The sequence below is a fragment of the Variovorax sp. GW822-FHT04E09 genome, from assembly GCF_058800845.1.
On record NZ_JBXAMR010000001.1, the window covers coordinates 938583 to 953755 of the forward strand.

Annotated in this window: 17 protein-coding genes; 9 read left to right on the plus strand and 8 right to left on the minus strand. The window is 68.8% G+C overall.

The window, feature by feature from the left end:
• Positions 1-13 precede the first annotated feature (13 nt).
• Positions 14-655 carry a DUF1294 domain-containing protein gene (locus tag AC1RL8_RS04475; protein WP_492684017.1) on the plus strand — a complete coding sequence of 214 codons (642 nt, stop codon included), beginning with the start codon at positions 14-16 and terminating at the stop codon, positions 653-655.
• Positions 656-674: 19 nt separating this feature from the next.
• Here AC1RL8_RS04475 and AC1RL8_RS04480 read toward each other — a convergent pair whose 3' ends face one another.
• On the minus strand, positions 675-3062 hold the full coding sequence (locus AC1RL8_RS04480) for a YgiQ family radical SAM protein (RefSeq protein WP_062481079.1): 2388 nt from the start codon (positions 3060-3062) through the stop codon (positions 675-677).
• A gap of 156 nt (positions 3063-3218) precedes the next feature.
• Between AC1RL8_RS04480 and AC1RL8_RS04485 the strand changes: the two genes are divergently transcribed.
• Positions 3219-4160, plus strand: a complete 942-nt coding sequence (locus AC1RL8_RS04485) for a bifunctional helix-turn-helix transcriptional regulator/GNAT family N-acetyltransferase (RefSeq protein WP_492684018.1) — start codon at positions 3219-3221, stop codon at positions 4158-4160.
• A gap of 3 nt (positions 4161-4163) precedes the next feature.
• Here AC1RL8_RS04485 and AC1RL8_RS04490 read toward each other — a convergent pair whose 3' ends face one another.
• The 3 genes from AC1RL8_RS04490 to AC1RL8_RS04500 all read right to left on the minus strand — a co-directional run bounded on the left by AC1RL8_RS04490 (position 4164) and on the right by AC1RL8_RS04500 (position 6769).
• Positions 4164-4946 (minus strand): 3-hydroxybutyrate dehydrogenase, encoded by a 783-nt coding sequence (locus AC1RL8_RS04490; RefSeq protein WP_095745632.1) that lies wholly within the window; start codon positions 4944-4946, stop codon positions 4164-4166.
• Positions 4947-5019: 73 nt separating this feature from the next.
• Entirely contained in the window at positions 5020-6246 is a 1227-nt protein-coding gene (locus AC1RL8_RS04495; RefSeq protein WP_492684019.1) for a patatin-like phospholipase family protein, read from the minus strand.
• A 73-nt stretch (positions 6247-6319) separates the two neighbouring features.
• Positions 6320-6769: a CHRD domain-containing protein gene (locus tag AC1RL8_RS04500; protein WP_492684020.1), complete on the minus strand. Its 450-nt coding sequence runs from the start codon at positions 6767-6769 to the stop codon at positions 6320-6322.
• A gap of 105 nt (positions 6770-6874) precedes the next feature.
• On the opposite strand from AC1RL8_RS04500, the gene AC1RL8_RS04505 reads away from it, so the two are divergent.
• On the plus strand, positions 6875-7429 hold the full coding sequence (locus tag AC1RL8_RS04505) for a DUF924 family protein (protein ID WP_492684021.1): 555 nt from the start codon (positions 6875-6877) through the stop codon (positions 7427-7429).
• Here the strand turns inward: AC1RL8_RS04505 and AC1RL8_RS04510 are convergent.
• On the minus strand, positions 7426-8355 hold the full coding sequence (locus AC1RL8_RS04510) for a YihY/virulence factor BrkB family protein (RefSeq protein WP_062481073.1): 930 nt from the start codon (positions 8353-8355) through the stop codon (positions 7426-7428). The two genes, AC1RL8_RS04505 and AC1RL8_RS04510, sit on opposite strands and share 4 nt — an antisense overlap.
• Before the next feature lie 46 nt (positions 8356-8401).
• Here AC1RL8_RS04510 and AC1RL8_RS04515 point away from each other — a divergent pair, with 46 nt between their 5' ends.
• From AC1RL8_RS04515 to AC1RL8_RS04525, 3 genes are read left to right on the plus strand one after another with little or no spacing between them, the layout of a single operon-like run.
• The gene (locus tag AC1RL8_RS04515; protein WP_070060987.1) at positions 8402-8992 is read left to right on the plus strand and encodes a chromate transporter; all 591 of its coding nucleotides are present in this window, start codon (positions 8402-8404) and stop codon (positions 8990-8992) included.
• Positions 8989-9588, plus strand: a complete 600-nt coding sequence (locus AC1RL8_RS04520; RefSeq protein WP_492684022.1) for a chromate transporter — start codon at positions 8989-8991, stop codon at positions 9586-9588. The genes AC1RL8_RS04515 and AC1RL8_RS04520 overlap by 4 nt, the downstream gene beginning before the upstream one ends.
• Before the next feature lie 45 nt (positions 9589-9633).
• Positions 9634-10599 (plus strand): aldo/keto reductase, encoded by a 966-nt coding sequence (locus tag AC1RL8_RS04525; RefSeq protein ID WP_095745635.1) that lies wholly within the window; start codon positions 9634-9636, stop codon positions 10597-10599.
• A gap of 10 nt (positions 10600-10609) precedes the next feature.
• On the opposite strand, the gene AC1RL8_RS04530 is transcribed toward AC1RL8_RS04525, so the two are convergent.
• Entirely contained in the window at positions 10610-11131 is a 522-nt protein-coding gene (locus tag AC1RL8_RS04530) for a GNAT family N-acetyltransferase (protein ID WP_492684023.1), read from the minus strand.
• Between the two features lie 42 nt (positions 11132-11173).
• Here AC1RL8_RS04530 and AC1RL8_RS04535 point away from each other — a divergent pair, with 42 nt between their 5' ends.
• The 3 genes from AC1RL8_RS04535 (at position 11174) to AC1RL8_RS04545 (ending at position 13389) form a co-directional block, all read left to right on the plus strand.
• On the plus strand, positions 11174-11773 hold the full coding sequence (locus AC1RL8_RS04535; protein ID WP_492684024.1) for a helix-turn-helix domain-containing protein: 600 nt from the start codon (positions 11174-11176) through the stop codon (positions 11771-11773).
• Positions 11774-11897: 124 nt separating this feature from the next.
• Complete coding sequence (locus AC1RL8_RS04540) at positions 11898-12068, plus strand: hypothetical protein (protein ID WP_167395039.1); 171 nt, start codon at positions 11898-11900, stop codon at positions 12066-12068.
• 115 nt (positions 12069-12183) lie between these two features.
• On the plus strand, positions 12184-13389 hold the full coding sequence (locus tag AC1RL8_RS04545) for an NAD(P)/FAD-dependent oxidoreductase (protein ID WP_492684025.1): 1206 nt from the start codon (positions 12184-12186) through the stop codon (positions 13387-13389).
• Positions 13390-13401: 12 nt separating this feature from the next.
• Here the strand turns inward: AC1RL8_RS04545 and rlmB are convergent, their stop codons facing one another.
• Together rlmB and AC1RL8_RS04555 are read right to left on the minus strand one after the other, a co-directional pair.
• On the minus strand, positions 13402-14148 hold the full coding sequence (gene rlmB, locus AC1RL8_RS04550) for a 23S rRNA (guanosine(2251)-2'-O)-methyltransferase RlmB (RefSeq protein WP_492684026.1): 747 nt from the start codon (positions 14146-14148) through the stop codon (positions 13402-13404).
• A 33-nt stretch (positions 14149-14181) separates the two neighbouring features.
• Complete coding sequence (locus tag AC1RL8_RS04555; RefSeq protein WP_492684027.1) at positions 14182-15171, minus strand: hypothetical protein; 990 nt, start codon at positions 15169-15171, stop codon at positions 14182-14184.
• Positions 15172-15173: the final 2 nt, after the last annotated feature.

The following is a 15173-nucleotide window of genomic DNA, read 5'->3' on the forward strand; positions in this document are numbered from 1 at the left end:
CTCACTGCATGCCATGAAGCGCCAAGGTCGACTCGTTCGTTGGGAGGCCGAGCGCGGCTTCGGTTTCATCCGCAGCCCGGAGGTGTCGGCCGACGTGTTCGTGCACCTGCGCGACTTTCGCGACCGCCAGCTGAGGCCGCAGGTCGGCATGGCGGTGCACTTCGAAGAGATCCATGTCGGCGGCAAGGGGCCGCGTGCGGTGGCCGTGGAAGCGGCTGCGGCCTCGGCGACTGCCGTGCCTCGTGCAGCGTCACGCGCGCAGCCGCGCCGGCCTTCGGGGCGCAGCACAGCCGGCACGCCGTGGGGCGCTTGGCTGATCGTGGTCTACGCCGTCGGCCTGGGCGCCGCAGTGTGGCTCGGCCACCTGCCGCTGCTCGCGCTGGCGGTCGTCGCGGGGCTGAACCTGCTCACCTTCGCGGCCTATGCCTTCGACAAGAGCGCGGCGCAGGCCGGGCGTTGGCGCACGCAGGAAAGCACGCTGCACCTGCTCGCGCTCGCGGGCGGCTGGCCGGGCGCATGGTGCGCGCAGCAGCTGCTGCGGCACAAGTCGAGCAAGGCGAGTTTCCTGTGGAGGTTCTACGTCACGGTCGCGCTGCATTGCGCGGCGCTGGGGGCGTGGGTGTTCTGGCTGTCGAAGCACGCCGCCTTCGGCTGACCGCGCCTTCGACCAGGCCTCAACGCACCTTGCGTGAAGGCTTGTTGAGCGGCTTGCCGCCGCTGCCGTTGTCGCGCGGCGGCAGACCCGTGTGCTGCGTGAGGATGCGGCCCTTGGAGGGCTTCACCGGCGCCAGCCTGACCGGCGCCGCGGCCTTGGCGGCCACCGGCGCGGAGGTCGAGTTCTTGCGGCGCGCGCTCGTGTAGCCGCCATCGGTCAGCGGCTGCCACGTCGGGATGAGGTGGTGCTTGCCGTTGCCGATGAGGTCGGCGCGGCCCATGCTCTTCAGGGCTTCGCGCAGCAGCGGCCAGTTGTTGGCATCGTGGTAGCGCAGGAAGGCCTTGTGCAGGCGGCGGCGCTTGTCGCCGCGCACGATGTCCACCGTCTCGCTCTCGCGCGTGATCTTGCGCAGCGGGTTCTTGTTGGTGTGGTACATCGTCGTCGCCGTGGCCATCGGGCTCGGGTAGAACGTTTGCACCTGGTCGGCGCGGAAGCCGTTCTTCTTGAGCCAGATCGCGAGGTTCATCATGTCCTCGTCGCTGGTGCCCGGGTGCGCGGCGATGAAGTACGGAATGAGGTACTGCTTCTTGCCCGCCTCGGCCGAGTACTTCTCGAACATCTGCTTGAACTTGTCGTAGCTGCCGATGCCGGGCTTCATCATCTTCGTGAGCGGGCCCTGCTCGGTGTGCTCGGGCGCGATCTTCAGGTAGCCGCCGACGTGGTGCTGCACCAGCTCCTTCACGTACTCGGGCGACTGCACGGCCAGGTCGTAGCGCAGGCCGGAACCGATGAGGATCTTCTTGATGCCCTTGAGCGCCCGCGCGCGGCGGTAGATCTTGATGAGCGGGTCGTGGTTGGTGCCCAGGTTCGGGCAGATGCCCGGGTACACGCAGCTGGGCTTGCGGCACGCCGCCTCGATCGCGGGGCTCTTGCAGCCCAGGCGGTACATGTTGGCCGTGGGGCCGCCCAGGTCGGAGATGGTGCCGGTGAAGCCGCTGACCGAATCGCGGATGGCCTCGACCTCCTTGATAATCGAGTCTTCCGAGCGGCTCTGGATGATGCGGCCTTCGTGCTCGGTGATCGAGCAGAAGGTGCAGCCGCCGAAGCAGCCGCGCATGATGTTCACGCTGAAGCGGATCATTTCCCACGCGGGGATCTTGGTCGCGCCGTCGTGGCTGCCGTTCTCGTCGGCGTAGCGCGGGTGCGGGCTGCGCGCGTACGGCAGGTCGAACACGTGGTCCATCTCGGCCGTGGTGAGCGGAATGGGCGGCGGGTTGATCCACACGTCGCGCGCCGTGGCGCCCTCGCCGTGCGCCTGCACGAGTGCGCGGGCGTTGCCGGGGTTGGTCTCGAGGTGCAGCACGCGGTTGGCGTGGGCGTAGAGCACCGGGTCGCTGCGCACCTGTTCGTACGAAGGCAGGCGAATCACCGAGCGGTCGCGCGGCGGCACGGCGATCTTGCCGCGGCCTTGCAGTGCCGGGTTGGGCACGAAGTTCAGCGGCTTGATGGCGGGGTTGACGACCGAGCCCGCAGCGGAGCCCGCGGCTTCGGCGGCCTTGGCGACGGCTTGCGCCTCGTCTTCCTTCGCGCAGGTGGCGCCGTTGGCCTTGGCCTGGTCGGACACCATCAGGTACGGGTTGACATGCGCCTCGACGCGACCGGGTTCGTCGACGCTGGTGGAGTTGATCTCGAACCAGGCCTCGGGCGTTTCGCGGCGTACATAGGCGGTGCCGCGCACGTCGGTGATCTGCTGCACCGGCTCCTTGGCGGCCAGGCGGTGCGCGATCTCGACGATGGCGCGCTCGGCGTTGCCGTACAGCAGCAGGTCGCACTTGGCGTCGACCACGATGGAGCGGCGCACCTTGTCCGACCAGTAGTCGTAGTGCGCGATGCGGCGCAGGCTGCCTTCGATGCCGCCCAGGATGATCGGCACGTCGTTCCAGGCTTCCTTGCAGCGCTGCGAATACACGATGGCCGCGCGGTCGGGGCGCGAGCCGCCGACGTCGCCGGGGGTGTAGGCGTCGTCGCTGCGGATCTTCCGGTCCGCCGTGTAGCGGTTGATCATCGAATCCATGTTGCCGGCCGTGACGCCGAAGAACAGGTTCGGCTTGCCCAGCACCTTGAAGGGCTCGGCGCTTTGCCAGTCGGGCTGCGCGATGATGCCCACGCGAAAGCCCTGCGCCTCGAGCATGCGGCCGATGACCGACATGCCGAAGCTGGGGTGGTCGACGTAGGCATCGCCCGTGACCACGATGATGTCGCAGCTGTCCCAGCCGAGCGCGTCCATCTCCTTGCGCGAGGTCGGCAGGAACTTGGCCGTGCCGAAACGGGCCGCCCAGTACTTGCGGTAGCTGGTCAGCGGCTTGGCGGCACGCGCAAAAAAGGAGACGTCGACGGGGGCGTTCATCGGTGGGAGCGGACAGCGCCGGGGCGCCGCCTGTGTGGGCAACCCTCGATTTTAGGGTTTTCCAGCATTTCTGTCGCCCTGAAGATCCCTTGCCCCGGAACGAGAGGGCTCTTATTTGATTGCCAAAGTCAATCAATTTGAATGACAATGGCAACCATGCCCACGCCAACGCCCCCCGTCGACCCGTCCGCCGTCAAGGCCATCCGCCGGTTCAACCGCTTCTACACGCGCCGCATCGGTGCCCTCGACCCCTACCTGGGCAGCGACCTGTCGCTGACCGACGTGCGCGTGCTCTACGAGCTGGCGCACCGCGAAACCCCCGTCGCCAGCGAGATCGGGCGCGACCTGGGCTTTGACGCCGGCTACCTCAGCCGCATCCTGCGCCGCTTCGAAACCCACGGCTGGCTCACGCGCGAGCCGCACCCGCGCGACGCGCGCCAGAGCGTGCTGCGCCTGACGGAAGCCGGCCATGCCGCGTTTGCGCCGCTGCAACAGAAATCGCGCGACGAGGCCGCCGCCCTGCTCGCGGCGCTGCCGCCGGCGCAGCAGAACCAGCTGGTGCAGGCCATGGACACGGTGCAGGCGCTGCTCGAACCGGCCGCATCGCCGGCCCGTCCCCAGGCGGCTGTGCTGCGCGACCCCGCGCCCGGTGACATCGGCTGGGTGGTGCAGCAGCACGGCGAGCTGTACGCGCGCGAATACGGCTGGGACCACCGCTTTGAAGCGCTCGTGGCGGGCATCGCGGGCGAGTTCCTGCTCAAGTTTCAGCCCGAATGGGAGCGTTGCTGGATCGCCGAGCTCAACGGCGAGCGCGTCGGCGCGATCTTCGTGGTGCGCAAGTCGGCCACCGTGGCGCAGCTGCGCATGCTGATCCTCACGCCGGCCGCGCGCGGGCTGGGCCTGGGCGGACGCCTCGTGGACGAGTGCATCGCCTTCGCGCGCCGCAAGGGCTACAAGAAGATGACGCTGTGGACCAACAGCTGCCTCACTGCCGCGCGCAGCATCTACGCCAAGCGCGGCTTCCAGCTCACGCACTCGGAGCCGCACGAGGGCTACGGGCAGCCGCAGGTGGGCGAGACCTGGGAGCTGAAGCTGTAGCGCTTACTGCATGTACCAGCCGTGGCTCACGACGAGCGACTGGCCGGTCAACGCGTTGGTCGGAAAGGCCGCGAACAGCAGCGCCACGCGCGCCACATCGTCGGTGGTGGTGAACTCGCCATCCACCGTCTCCTTGAGCATCACGTTCTTGATGACCTGCTCCTCGGTGATGCCCAGCGTCTTCGCCTGCTCGGGAATCTGCTTCTCGACCAGTGGCGTGCGCACGAAGCCCGGGCAGATCACGTTGGCGCGCACGCCGTGCTTGGCACCTTCCTTGGCGACCGTCTTGGCCAACCCGATGAGGCCGTGCTTGGCCGTGACGTAGGGCGCCTTCAGTAGCGACGCCTCCTTCGAGTGCACCGAGCCCATGTAGATCACGCTGCCGCCGCGGCCTTGCGCGTACATGTGCTTCAGGCAGGCCTTCGTGGTGAGGAACGCACCGTCGAGGTGAATCGCAAGCATCTTCTTCCAGTCGGCAAAGCTGAACTCGTCGACCGGATGCACGATCTGGATGCCGGCGTTGCTGATGAGGATGTCGATGCCGCCGAAGGCCTTCGCGCCCTCTTCCACCGAGGCATTGACCTGGTCTTCATTCGTCACGTCGACCGCCACGCCGATGGCCTGCGCGCCCGTGGCCTTCAGTTCGGCGGCGGTGGCGTCGGCCGCTTCCTTGTTGAGGTCGGCAATGATGATCTTGGCGCCCTCCTGCGCGAACAGGATGGCGATTTCCTTGCCGATGCCGCTGGCCGAGCCGGTGATGTAGGCGACCTTGTCCTTGAGTTGCATGGTGAAGCGTCCTTGGAAGTGGTGGATAGGAAAAAAACGAGCAAGAACCGGGCACGCGCCCGGCTGACGTCCCTCAGCGCGACAGTCCCGGCCGCTTGATGCGCCCGGTGCCCGGCTCGCCGAGGTCGAAGGTGGTCACGCCATTCACCGTGGCTTCGGCGCGCAGCGTCTCGGGGTGCGCGAGCGTCTTGCCCATGTCGCGCACGCCCGATTCCCAGTGCTCCTCGACCGCGGCGCGCGAGAACTCGTAGTCCTTCGACTCGAGCTCGTACGTCTTGTCGCGGTAGATCAGGTGAAAGATGTCGATCGGCTCGTGCGTGAGCTGCGCCTGCACCTCGACCACGCTCGGGTCGTTGCGCAGGCCGGGCGGCAGCTTGGCGATCAGGTCGGCAATGGCCTGCTGCAGGTTCATGTTGGCCGCCAGCGCGTCGGTATTCAGGCGCGTGCGGCTCGAATAGGTGATGTCCTTCTGGCGCTCCATCACGCCCGACAGCGTGTGCGGCATCTCGCCGCGCGCGTTGAACAGGTCGACCTGCAGCACCACCAGTGCCTCGGAACGCGGGTGCGTGTCGAGCACGTACTGCAGCGGCGTGTTCGAGACGATGCCGCCGTCCCAGTAGTCGTCGCCGTCGATGTGCACCGGCGCAAAGCCCGGCGGCAATGCGCCGCTGGCCATGATGTGCTCGGGGCCGATGCGCTGGCGCGTGTTGTCGAAGTACACCGAGTTGCCGGTGCGCACGTTGACGGCGCCGACGCTGAAGCGCGCCTCGCAGGCGTTGATGCGGTCGAAGTCGATGAGCCGCTCCAGCGTGGCCTTCAACGGCGAGGTGTCGTAATAGCTCAGGAGCGGCGCGGCACCGCCCAGCAGCAGGGCCGGCGAATAGCGCGGTTCGAAGAAACCCGGAATGCCGACCAGCGAGGCCATGGTGGCGCTCCACTGGTTCTGCGTGGCGCGATCGCCGAGCCACGACGGCAGGCGCTGCGCCGGCCCCGAAGACACCAGGTGCCAGAACTCGCGCAGCCGGTCGACCCGCTGCGCGGGCGCATTGCCGGCGATGAGCGCGGCGTTGATGGCGCCGATCGACACGCCCGCGATCCAGTGCGGCTGCAGGTCGGTCTCGCTGAGCGCGGCGTACACGCCCGCCTGGTAGGCGCCGAGCGCACCGCCGCCCTGCAGCACCAGCGCCTTGCGGGCGGCGCGCATGCCTTCGCGGCGGGCGATGAACGGATGAGGTGGTGCGTGCGAAGAAGAGGAAGCAGCGGTGGCGGCGCGAGGCTTTTTCTTGGGTGTCGTCGTCATGCGGTCATTGGACACCAGCCCCGCGACAGCCACCTGACCAGGGGCCTTTTCGCGGCTTCAGCCCGGACGAATCTCACATCTTCGGCAGCATCTGCCCGCGGATCTCGCCGCCCGGGTTGGCGGCTGTGTGGATGTTGGCGTACCACTTGCCCGCCACGAGGTCGGCCGCCTGCGCCGGCGTGAGCCTGGCCTGGCCCTCGATCGGGCTTGCCGGACTCGCGAAGGGCAGCACCACGCCGGCATTCGCGCCCGCGGCGGCGGGCCCGTGGAAGTGGGCCGCCGTGGCCGGGCCGCTCAGGCCTTCGTAAGTGATCTTGTACTTGAGCACGTTGGTGTCGCGGTTAAGCCAGGCCTCGGCCATGCCGCTGCCGCGCGTCATGTTGGGCGGCACCTGGCTGGCCGCGTTCATCGCGCCGCTGAAGCTCGCGACGTTCGACTTCGACATCATTCCGCAGCCGGCCAGTGCGACGGCGGCCAGGCCCGCGACGAGGGTGCTGCGCCAGAGTGTGCGAGTGTTGTTCATGGTCGGGGTCTCCTGTGGATGAAAGCATTCAGCATAGGCAGACGACGCCTGCGGCCTTGTCGGCCAGCGCCCCTTCTTCGCACGCCTGTGCAAGAGAATGCAACGATGATTTCCGACGACAAACTCCCCTCCGCACACGACGTGGTCGCCTTCTGGCGCGATGCCGGCCCCGAGCGCTGGTTCGCGAAAAGCGATGCCTTCGATGCCGCCTGCATCGACCAGTTGGCCGCCGCCCACCAGGCCGCGGCCAGCGGCCGGCTCGACCACTGGGCCGACACCGCCGAAGGCGCGCTGGCGCTGCTGGTGCTGCTCGACCAGTTCCCGCGCAACGCCTGGCGCCAGAACCCGCACATGCTCGCCACCGACGGCCTCGCGCTGGCCGTTGCGCGCCGCGCCGTCGAGGCCGGCTTCGACCGGCAGGCCGAGGCGCTGATGCAGCGCTTTTTCTACCTGCCCTTCATGCACTCGGAGGTGCTGGCCGAGCAGGAGCGTTCGGTCGAACTCAACGCCACGCAGGACGCCAACACGCAGCACTTCGCCGTGCTGCACCGCGACATCGTGGCGCGCTTCGGACGCTTTCCGCACCGCAACCGGATGCTCGGTCGCACCTCCACGCCCGAGGAGCAGAAGTTTCTCGACGAAGGCGGCTTCGCAGGCTAAGCAGCGTCGACGTGCGCCGGCAGCGGCACGTCGCGCGTCGGCGACGCCTGCCCCGCCGGCTCGCCGATGGCGTCCTTCATCGAGCCATAGGTGCGCGCATAGACCCAGGTGAACTCGGCCCCCAGCAGGAAGATCTGCGCCGAGTAGTACACCCACACCAGCACCACCACCAGCGAGCCGGCCGCGCCGTAACCCGAGGCCACGCTGCTCTTGCCGATGTACAGGCCGATGAGGTGCTTGCCCACGGTAAACAGCAGCGCCGTCACTGCCGCGCCCACCCACACGTCGCGCCACTGCACCTTGGCGCGCGGCATGATCTTGTAGATCATCGCGAAGATCACCGTGACCATCGCGAAACTGAAGACGAAGTTCACCACCTGCGCCAGCGTGGCCCAGGCACCGAACATCGGCGACCACCACTTGCCCAGCGCGGCCAGCGCCGCGCTCGCCACCAGCGACACCATCAGCAGGAAGCCGATGCCCATGATCATGCTGAACGACAGCAGCCGCACGCGCAGCATGTTGAAGACGCCCTTGTTGCGGGTGCGCGCGGGGGCGCGCCAGATGCGGTCGAGCGCGTCCTGCAGCTCGCCGAAGACGGTGGTCGCGCCCACGATCAGCAACGCGATGCCGACCACCGTGGCCACGATGCCCTCGGTCGGCTTGTTGACCGCCTGCAGCATGCCCTGCACGGCCGCCGCGCCCTGCTCGCCCATGAGGCCCGAGAGCTGCGCAAAAATTTCGCCGCGCGCGGCCTCCTGCCCGAACACCAGGCCAGCCACCGCGATCACGATCAGCAGCAGCGGCGCGATCGAGAACACCGTGTAGTAGGCCAGCGCCGCGCCCATGCTCGGGGCGTAGTCGTTGGACCAGGAAGCGAAGGCGCGCCGGCAGAGATCGAAGAGTGCGCGAAGTCGAATGAGCATGGCGTCGGGTCCCGGTGAAGCAGTGCGCCTACGATAATCGTTCCACATGCATCCGTCCGCCCCCGCCGCGGCATCGCCGCCCGACCATCCGCAGCCCGCGTCGCCACGCGACCTTTTTGTTTCATTCACCTGGCTCGCGCTGCAGGGCTTCGGCGGCGTCCTCGCCATCGTCCAGCGCGAGATGGTCGAGAAGAAGAAATGGCTCACGCCCGACCAGTTCCTCGAAGACTGGGCCGTGGCCCAGGTGATGCCGGGGCCGAACGTGATCAACCTCGCGCTGATGATCGGCGACCGCTACTTCGGCCTGCGCGGCGCCGTGGCCGCGGTGGCGGGCATGCTCACCGTGCCGCTGTTCGTGATCCTCGCGCTGGCCGTGCTCTACGCGCACTACGCCGCCAACCCGCAGGTGGCCGCCGCATTGCGCGGCATGGGCGCGGTGTCGGGCGGGCTCATCGCGGCCACGGGCATCAAGCTGATCCCGCAGCTGCGCAAGCATCCGCTGGGCTTCGCGACCTGCCTGGCGTTCGTGGCGCTGGTGTTCGCGGCCATCGCCCTCCTGAAGATTCCGCTGGGGTGGGTGCTGCTCGCGGTGGGCGGCGTGGCCTGCGTGTGGACCTGGAAGAAGATTTCCCCATGACCATCGCGATGCAATGGCTCGACTGGCTGGCCCTCTTCGGCCAGTACCTGCTGCTGTCGCTGCTGTCGATCAGCGGCGCGATCACCACGGTGCCCGACATGCACCGCTACCTCGTGGCGCAGCACGGCTGGCTCACCGAGGCGCAGTTCACCTCCTCGGTCGCCATCGCCCAGGCCGCGCCGGGGCCCAACGTGCTGTTCGTCGCGCTGATGGGCTGGAACGTCGGGCTCAACGCGGGCGGCGGCATCGGCGCCGGGCCCATGGCCTGGTTGCTGGGCTTCTTCGGCCTGATGGTCACCATGGTCGGCATCATGCTGCCGAGCACCACCCTCACCTACGTCGCCACGCGCTGGGGCCATCGCAACCGCACGCGCCGCGAGGTGCGCGCCTTCAAGCAGGGCATGGCGCCGGTGGTGGTCGGGCTGCTCATCGCCACCGGCTGGGTGCTGGCCGGCGGCAACCAGTCGAGCGGCGTGCCGGCCTGGCACCTGTGGCTGCTCAGCGGCGTGGCCGCGCTGGTGGTCTGGCGCACGCGCATCCACCTGCTGTGGCTGCTGGGCTGCGGCGCGGCGCTGGGCGCGGTAGGCTTCGTTTGAGCCCTTTTCCTTTCTGCATACTTTTTCTTTCAGGAGCCCTCTGCCATGTCGCAACTTCGTCCGCTCGGCCGTTCCAGCCTTCGGGTGTCTCCCCTCGCCTTCGGTGGCAACGTGTTCGGCTGGACCGTCGACGAGGCGGCCTCGTTCAAGCTGCTCGACGCCTGGCTCGACGCCGGCTTCAACTTCGTCGACACGGCCGACGTCTACTCGGCCTGGGTGCCGGGCCATGTGGGCGGCGAGTCGGAAACGATCATCGGCAAGTGGCTCAAGCACAGCGGCAAGCGCAACCGCGTGGTGCTGGCCACCAAGGTCGGCAAGCCGATGGGCGAAGGCAAGGTGGGCCTGTCGCCCAAGTACATCCGCGAGGCCGTCGAGGCGTCGCTCAAGCGCCTGCAGACCGACTACATCGACCTGTACCAGTCGCACGACGACGATGCCAACACGCCGCTCGAAGACACGCTGGGCACCTTCGACGCGCTCATCAAGGAGGGCAAGGTGCGCGCCATCGGCGCCTCGAACTACACGGCGCCGCGGCTGGCCGAGGCGCTCGACGTGTCGGAGCGCCTGGGCATCGCGCGCTACGAGAGCCTGCAGCCGCTGTACAACCTGTACGACCGCGCGGTGTTCGAGGACGCCCTGGAGCCGCTGTGCCTCAAGCGCGAAGTGGGCGTGATCAACTTCTACGCGCTGGCAGCGGGCTTTCTCACCGGCAAGTACCGCACCGAGGCCGATGCGGCCAAGAGCGCACGCGGTGCCAACACCACCAAGAAGTACCTGAACCCGCGCGGCCTGCGCATCCTCGATGCGCTGGACAAGGTGGCCCAGCAGTACAACGCCAAGCCCGGCCAGGTCGCCATCGCCTGGCAGATCGCACGGCCCGGCGTGACGGCGCCCATCGCCAGCGCCACCTCGCTGGCGCAACTCGAAGAGCTGGTGGTGGCCACGCAGCTCAAGCTGGACGCGGGCACCATCGACATGCTCGACCGGGCCAGCGCCGAGACGCCGGCCTGACGAGCCCCGGCTAGCCGTCGACCGGGTTCAGCGGCGTCGCCAGGATGCGCTGGTAGAACGCCACGTCGAGCCAGCGCCCGAACTTGAAGCCGGCCTGTCGCACGGTGCCTGAGTGCGTGAAGCCCAGGCGCTCGTGCAGCGCGATGCTGCCGGCGTTCGAGGCGTCGATGGCGCCGACCATCACATGCACCTCGCGCGCGATCGCCTCGGCCACGATCGCCTCCATCAGCGTGCGGCCCAGGCCCTCGCCGCGGTGCGCGGCATCGACGTACACCGAGTGCTCGACCGTGTACTTGTAGGCCGGAAAGGCACGGAAGGTGCCGTAGCTTGCGAAGCCCAGCAGCTTGCCGTTGTCATCCACCGCACCGATCACGGGAAAGCCGCCGGAGCGCTTGGCAGCGAACCACGTCACCATGTTCTCGGGGGTGCGCGGCTTGTAGTCGTACAGCGCGGTGGAGTTGACGATGGCCTCGTTCAGGATCGCCAGGATGGCGCCTGAATGGGCTTCTTCGGTGCAGGCGATGAGACGCATGGTGTTTCTCTGTCGTTCAATATAAGAGAATAATAATCTCATATGGGAAACACTTCACCTTCCACCCCCTCGCCGGTGCCGGCCGATGGCCACATCGACGCGCTCATCGCCACCCGGCTGCTGGCGCTGCGCCAGGCCCAGGGGCTCAGCCTCGCCGACCTGGCCGGGTTGTCGGGCGTGAGCAAGGCGATGATCTCCAAGGTCGAGCGCGCGCAGAGCAGCCCGACCGCCGTGCTGCTGGGCAAGCTGGCCGCCGGCCTCGGGGTCTCGCTGGCGCAGCTTCTCACCGAGGACAAGGCGCAGCCGCAACGCCTGCGGAAACGGGCTGCGCAGGAGGTCTGGCGCGACCCCGAGGCAGGCTACCTGCGCCGCCAGGTCGCCGAGCGCGGCGCGGGCAGCGGCGTGGAGCTGGTCGAGGTCGAGCTGCCGCGCGCCGCGCAGGTCGGCTATCCGCGATGGAGCGGCACGCCGTACCGGCAGAGCCTGTGGATGCTCGAAGGCGCGCTGCAGGTCGACTACGGCGACGAGCGCTTCGAGCTCGCCCCGGGCGACTGCCTCGACTTCGGCGTCGACCGGCCGCTGGTCTTCAAGGCGCTGGGGGCCACCGCCTGCCGCTACCTGCTGGTCGCCGTTCCCGATTGATTGATTGAACGATTGCCTGACCGATGCGGTAGGCAAGCTCCCACACGCAGAGACGACTCAGGCCGGTCCGGGCCACGGGGTGTGTCGGGATACTGCAAGGCATCTCAGCTACCGGAGCCGCACGATGTCCTTTGCGCTTTACATGATCGGCTTTCTGATCTTCCTGGCCGGGGTCGCCTGGGGCGCCTCGGTGGCCGGCGTGCCCACGCTCTACATCGGCATCGGCGCGCTGATCCTGCTGGGCATCGGCGTCTTCAGCGCCGTGGCCCGCACGCGCAGCAAAGACCCGTCCTGAACGGGCCTGATCGCTTCACAGATCAGTTCACACAGGCTTCACGCCCGGCGCACATGGCGTCGCTAACTTCGCAGGCGCACCACACCCCGTGGTGCGCTTTGCAAGTCAGCTTCCCATGCACGCCTCTTCTTCCTGTCTCTTTTCTCCCCACGCGCCTTCCTCGTCGGCCGCGCCCTGCCCCGCGCCGGCCTTCGTGAGCGACCCCGGAACGGCCTGCACCCAGGTCGACCTGCTCGTCATCGGCGCGAGCTTTGCCGGGCTGGCTTGCGCCCGAGCCGCCGCCAAGGCCGGCCTGCGCGTGATGGTGCTCGAGAAGAAGGCTGCCGCCGGCGCCAAGCTGCACACCACCGGGATCATCGTCAAGGACGCGGTCGACAGCGTGCCGTGGCTGGCCGAAGTGCCGCCCGCGCTGGTGCGCCGCATCGAGGGCGTGCGGCTGTACGCGCCCGACATGCACCACGTCGACCTGCACGCGCCCGGCTACTGGTTCTGGGCCACCGACGCGCCCGCGCTGCTCGACTGGATGGTGGAGTCCACCCGCGCCTGCGGCGTCGAGGTGCGCCTGGGCACGCTGTTCGAGCAGGCGCTGTGGGCGAACGGCCGCTGGGAGGTGCCGGTGGCGCAGGGCCCGTGCATCCGCGCGACCTACCTCGTGGGCGCCGACGGTCCGCATTCGCGCGTGGCCAAGGCGCTGGGCCTGTCGCGCAACACGCGCTTTCTCTACGGCGTGGAGCACGAGTACCAGGGCGCGCGCATGGCGCCCGACCTGCTGCATTGCTTCATCGATCGCCGGCTCGCGCCGGGCTACATCGGCTGGGCGCTCGACGGCGTCGGCGTGAGCCAGATCGGCCTGGCGCGCCGCATGGGCCGCCACGACACGGGCGCGCTGCGGCTCGATCCGCTCTTGCGCAAGATCGCCGCCGTGGTGTCGCCCGGCGACGCGCCGCCGGTCGCCGTGCGCGCCGGGATGATCCCCTGCGGTGGCGTGCTGCCGGTGGTGGCCCGCGAACGGGCGCTGCTGGTGGGCGATGCGGCGGGCATGGTGTCGCCCGTGACGGCCGGCGGCATCCACACGGCGCTGCAGCACGGCGAGCGTGCCGGCGAGGCCGTGGCGCGCTTCGTGCGCGGCGAGGCGGACGACCCCGCGACGTGGTTCGTGCGCGGCTACCCGCGCTTTCTGATGAAGCGCACGCTGCGCTGGGCCTTCGACCACTTCCAGAGCGACTGGATATTCAACCGCCTGCTCGGCACGGCGCCGATGCGGCGTGCGGCGGAGCTGGTGTACTTCCACCGCAAGGGCAGCGGGCCGGTGGCCCGCTAGCCCGGGTCAGGATCAACTGCCGCGCTGGCGCATCGCCTCGTAGAGGCACACGCCGCTGGCCACCGAGACGTTCAGGCTCTCGACCGCGCCGGCCATGGGAATGCTCACCAGCTCGTCGCAGGTCTTGCGCGTGAGCTGGCGCATGCCCTCGCCCTCGGCGCCCAGCACCAGCGCCAGCGGGCGCTTGAAGTCGCTCTGGTAGATCGTGCCCGGCGCGTCGTCGCTGGTGCCCACGCACCAGATGCTGCGTTCCTTGAGCTCGTTGAGCGTGCGCGCGAGGTTGGTCACCATGAAGTACGGCACGGTCTCGGCCGCGCCGCTCGCCACCTTGGCGACGGTGGCGTTGATGCCGGCCGCATGGTCCTTGGGCGCGATCACCGCATGGGCGCCGGCGCCGTCGGCCACGCGCAGGCAGGCGCCGAGGTTGTGCGGGTCGGTCACGCCGTCGAGCACCAGCAGCAGTGGCACGGTGCCGGCCTCCTCGAGGCCTTCGAGCAGCTCGTCGAGCGAGCGGACCTGGGCCACGGGCTCGACCCGCGCGACCACGCCCTGGTGGCCGTGGCTGCCGCTGAGCTTGGACAGGCGCAGGCCGTCGGCCTCGACCAGCCGGACGCCAGCTTCTTGCGCACGCGCAATGAACTGTTTCATGCGCGCATCGCGCCGGCTGGCGTCGAACATCACTTCGAGCACCGATTTCGGCGCGGTCTTGATGCGCACGCCCACGGCATGGAAGCCGAAGATCACTTTGGGGGAAGACATTCCCCGATTATCGAGGGCGCGGCGCCCTCGCCCTCAGGCCAGCGGCAAACCGCTGTTCGCGCGGGTGCGTTCGTCGTGCAGTTCCTGCACCACCAGGGCGTTCATGTGCACCTTCAGCGTGTTGCCCACGCTGCCCAGGTACTGGCAGGCGGCATACCCCTCGGCCGCCTTTTCGTAGCGCGCCACCCAGGCGTCGCGCGCGGGCAGCCGGTCGGGCGACACGGGCCAGACGCCCGGGCGCGGCCGCAGGTGTTCGGCGATGCCCACGCGCCAGGGCTTGGCGCTCAGGCGGGCGCGAAAGCAGTTCTGGTTGCGGCACATCCGCGCGTAGACCTTGTCGGCGCCCAGCGTCTGGAACACGTCGGTCACGGCGGCGTCGGACGGCGCGAAGACATCGTGCATGGCCAGCACGCGCAGCCCGGCCGGCGTGCGGTACAGGCGCAGGTGCCAGTCGGGATGCTGGTGAATGAAGCGCTCGACACGCGCCCGCGCGCCCGCCAGCGGATCGCTCTTGTCCTCGGTGAGGCGCAGCCCCTCGTAGCGGGCGCGCCAGAAGCCGAAGGCCGCCACCAGCATGAAGGCAGCCACGCCCGCCATCGCCGAACGCGTGCCGTAACCCGCAACCAGCGCCCCAATGAACGCCATGCCGATCACCGTCAATCCGCGCGTGCTGTCGCGCAAATCCTGGACCTCGAAGTCGACGTCGACGAACAGCACGTCGGGCGTGTTGAGGCAGCGCGCGCCGTAGCCGTTGCGGGTGACGATGCTGTCGCCCTGGCGTTCGACGATCTCCTCGCGGATCGGCACGCCGTTGGCGCCGTTGTAGGCCAGCTTGCGTTCGCGGCGCTCCAGCTTTTCGCCGTCGACCACGATGCGGTCGTAGGCCTCGCGCGTGCGCTGGTCGGCATGGGCCTGCGCGGCCAGCGGGCTGTCGTCGGACCAGCCGAAGCGGCGCACCGTGACCTGCCGGCCGGCCACCCGCTCCTGGATGCGGCCTTCGGCCCAGAACTGGGGAACGATCACGG

Bases quoted from the DNA above. Each gene is read 5' to 3' on its own strand.
- AC1RL8_RS04495 (WP_492684019.1), bottom strand. From the start codon at position 6,246: ATGACGACGACACCCAAGAAAAAGCCTCGCGCCGCCACCGCTGCTTCC.
- AC1RL8_RS04525 (WP_095745635.1), top strand. From the start codon at position 9,634: ATGTCGCAACTTCGTCCGCTCGGCCGTTCCAGCCTTCGGGTGTCTCCC.
- AC1RL8_RS04480 (WP_062481079.1), bottom strand. From the start codon at position 3,062: ATGAACGCCCCCGTCGACGTCTCCTTTTTTGCGCGTGCCGCCAAGCCG.
- rlmB (WP_492684026.1), bottom strand. From the start codon at position 14,148: ATGTCTTCCCCCAAAGTGATCTTCGGCTTCCATGCCGTGGGCGTGCGC.
- AC1RL8_RS04500 (WP_492684020.1), bottom strand. From the start codon at position 6,769: ATGAACAACACTCGCACACTCTGGCGCAGCACCCTCGTCGCGGGCCTG.
- AC1RL8_RS04515 (WP_070060987.1), top strand. From the start codon at position 8,402: ATGCATCCGTCCGCCCCCGCCGCGGCATCGCCGCCCGACCATCCGCAG.
- AC1RL8_RS04485 (WP_492684018.1), top strand. From the start codon at position 3,219: ATGCCCACGCCAACGCCCCCCGTCGACCCGTCCGCCGTCAAGGCCATC.
- AC1RL8_RS04535 (WP_492684024.1), top strand. From the start codon at position 11,174: ATGGGAAACACTTCACCTTCCACCCCCTCGCCGGTGCCGGCCGATGGC.
- AC1RL8_RS04545 (WP_492684025.1), top strand. From the start codon at position 12,184: ATGCACGCCTCTTCTTCCTGTCTCTTTTCTCCCCACGCGCCTTCCTCG.
- AC1RL8_RS04490 (WP_095745632.1), bottom strand. From the start codon at position 4,946: ATGCAACTCAAGGACAAGGTCGCCTACATCACCGGCTCGGCCAGCGGC.
- AC1RL8_RS04475 (WP_492684017.1), top strand. From the start codon at position 14: ATGAAGCGCCAAGGTCGACTCGTTCGTTGGGAGGCCGAGCGCGGCTTC.
- AC1RL8_RS04540 (WP_167395039.1), top strand. From the start codon at position 11,898: ATGTCCTTTGCGCTTTACATGATCGGCTTTCTGATCTTCCTGGCCGGG.
- AC1RL8_RS04505 (WP_492684021.1), top strand. From the start codon at position 6,875: ATGATTTCCGACGACAAACTCCCCTCCGCACACGACGTGGTCGCCTTC.
- AC1RL8_RS04520 (WP_492684022.1), top strand. From the start codon at position 8,989: ATGACCATCGCGATGCAATGGCTCGACTGGCTGGCCCTCTTCGGCCAG.
- AC1RL8_RS04510 (WP_062481073.1), bottom strand. From the start codon at position 8,355: ATGCTCATTCGACTTCGCGCACTCTTCGATCTCTGCCGGCGCGCCTTC.
- AC1RL8_RS04530 (WP_492684023.1), bottom strand. From the start codon at position 11,131: ATGCGTCTCATCGCCTGCACCGAAGAAGCCCATTCAGGCGCCATCCTG.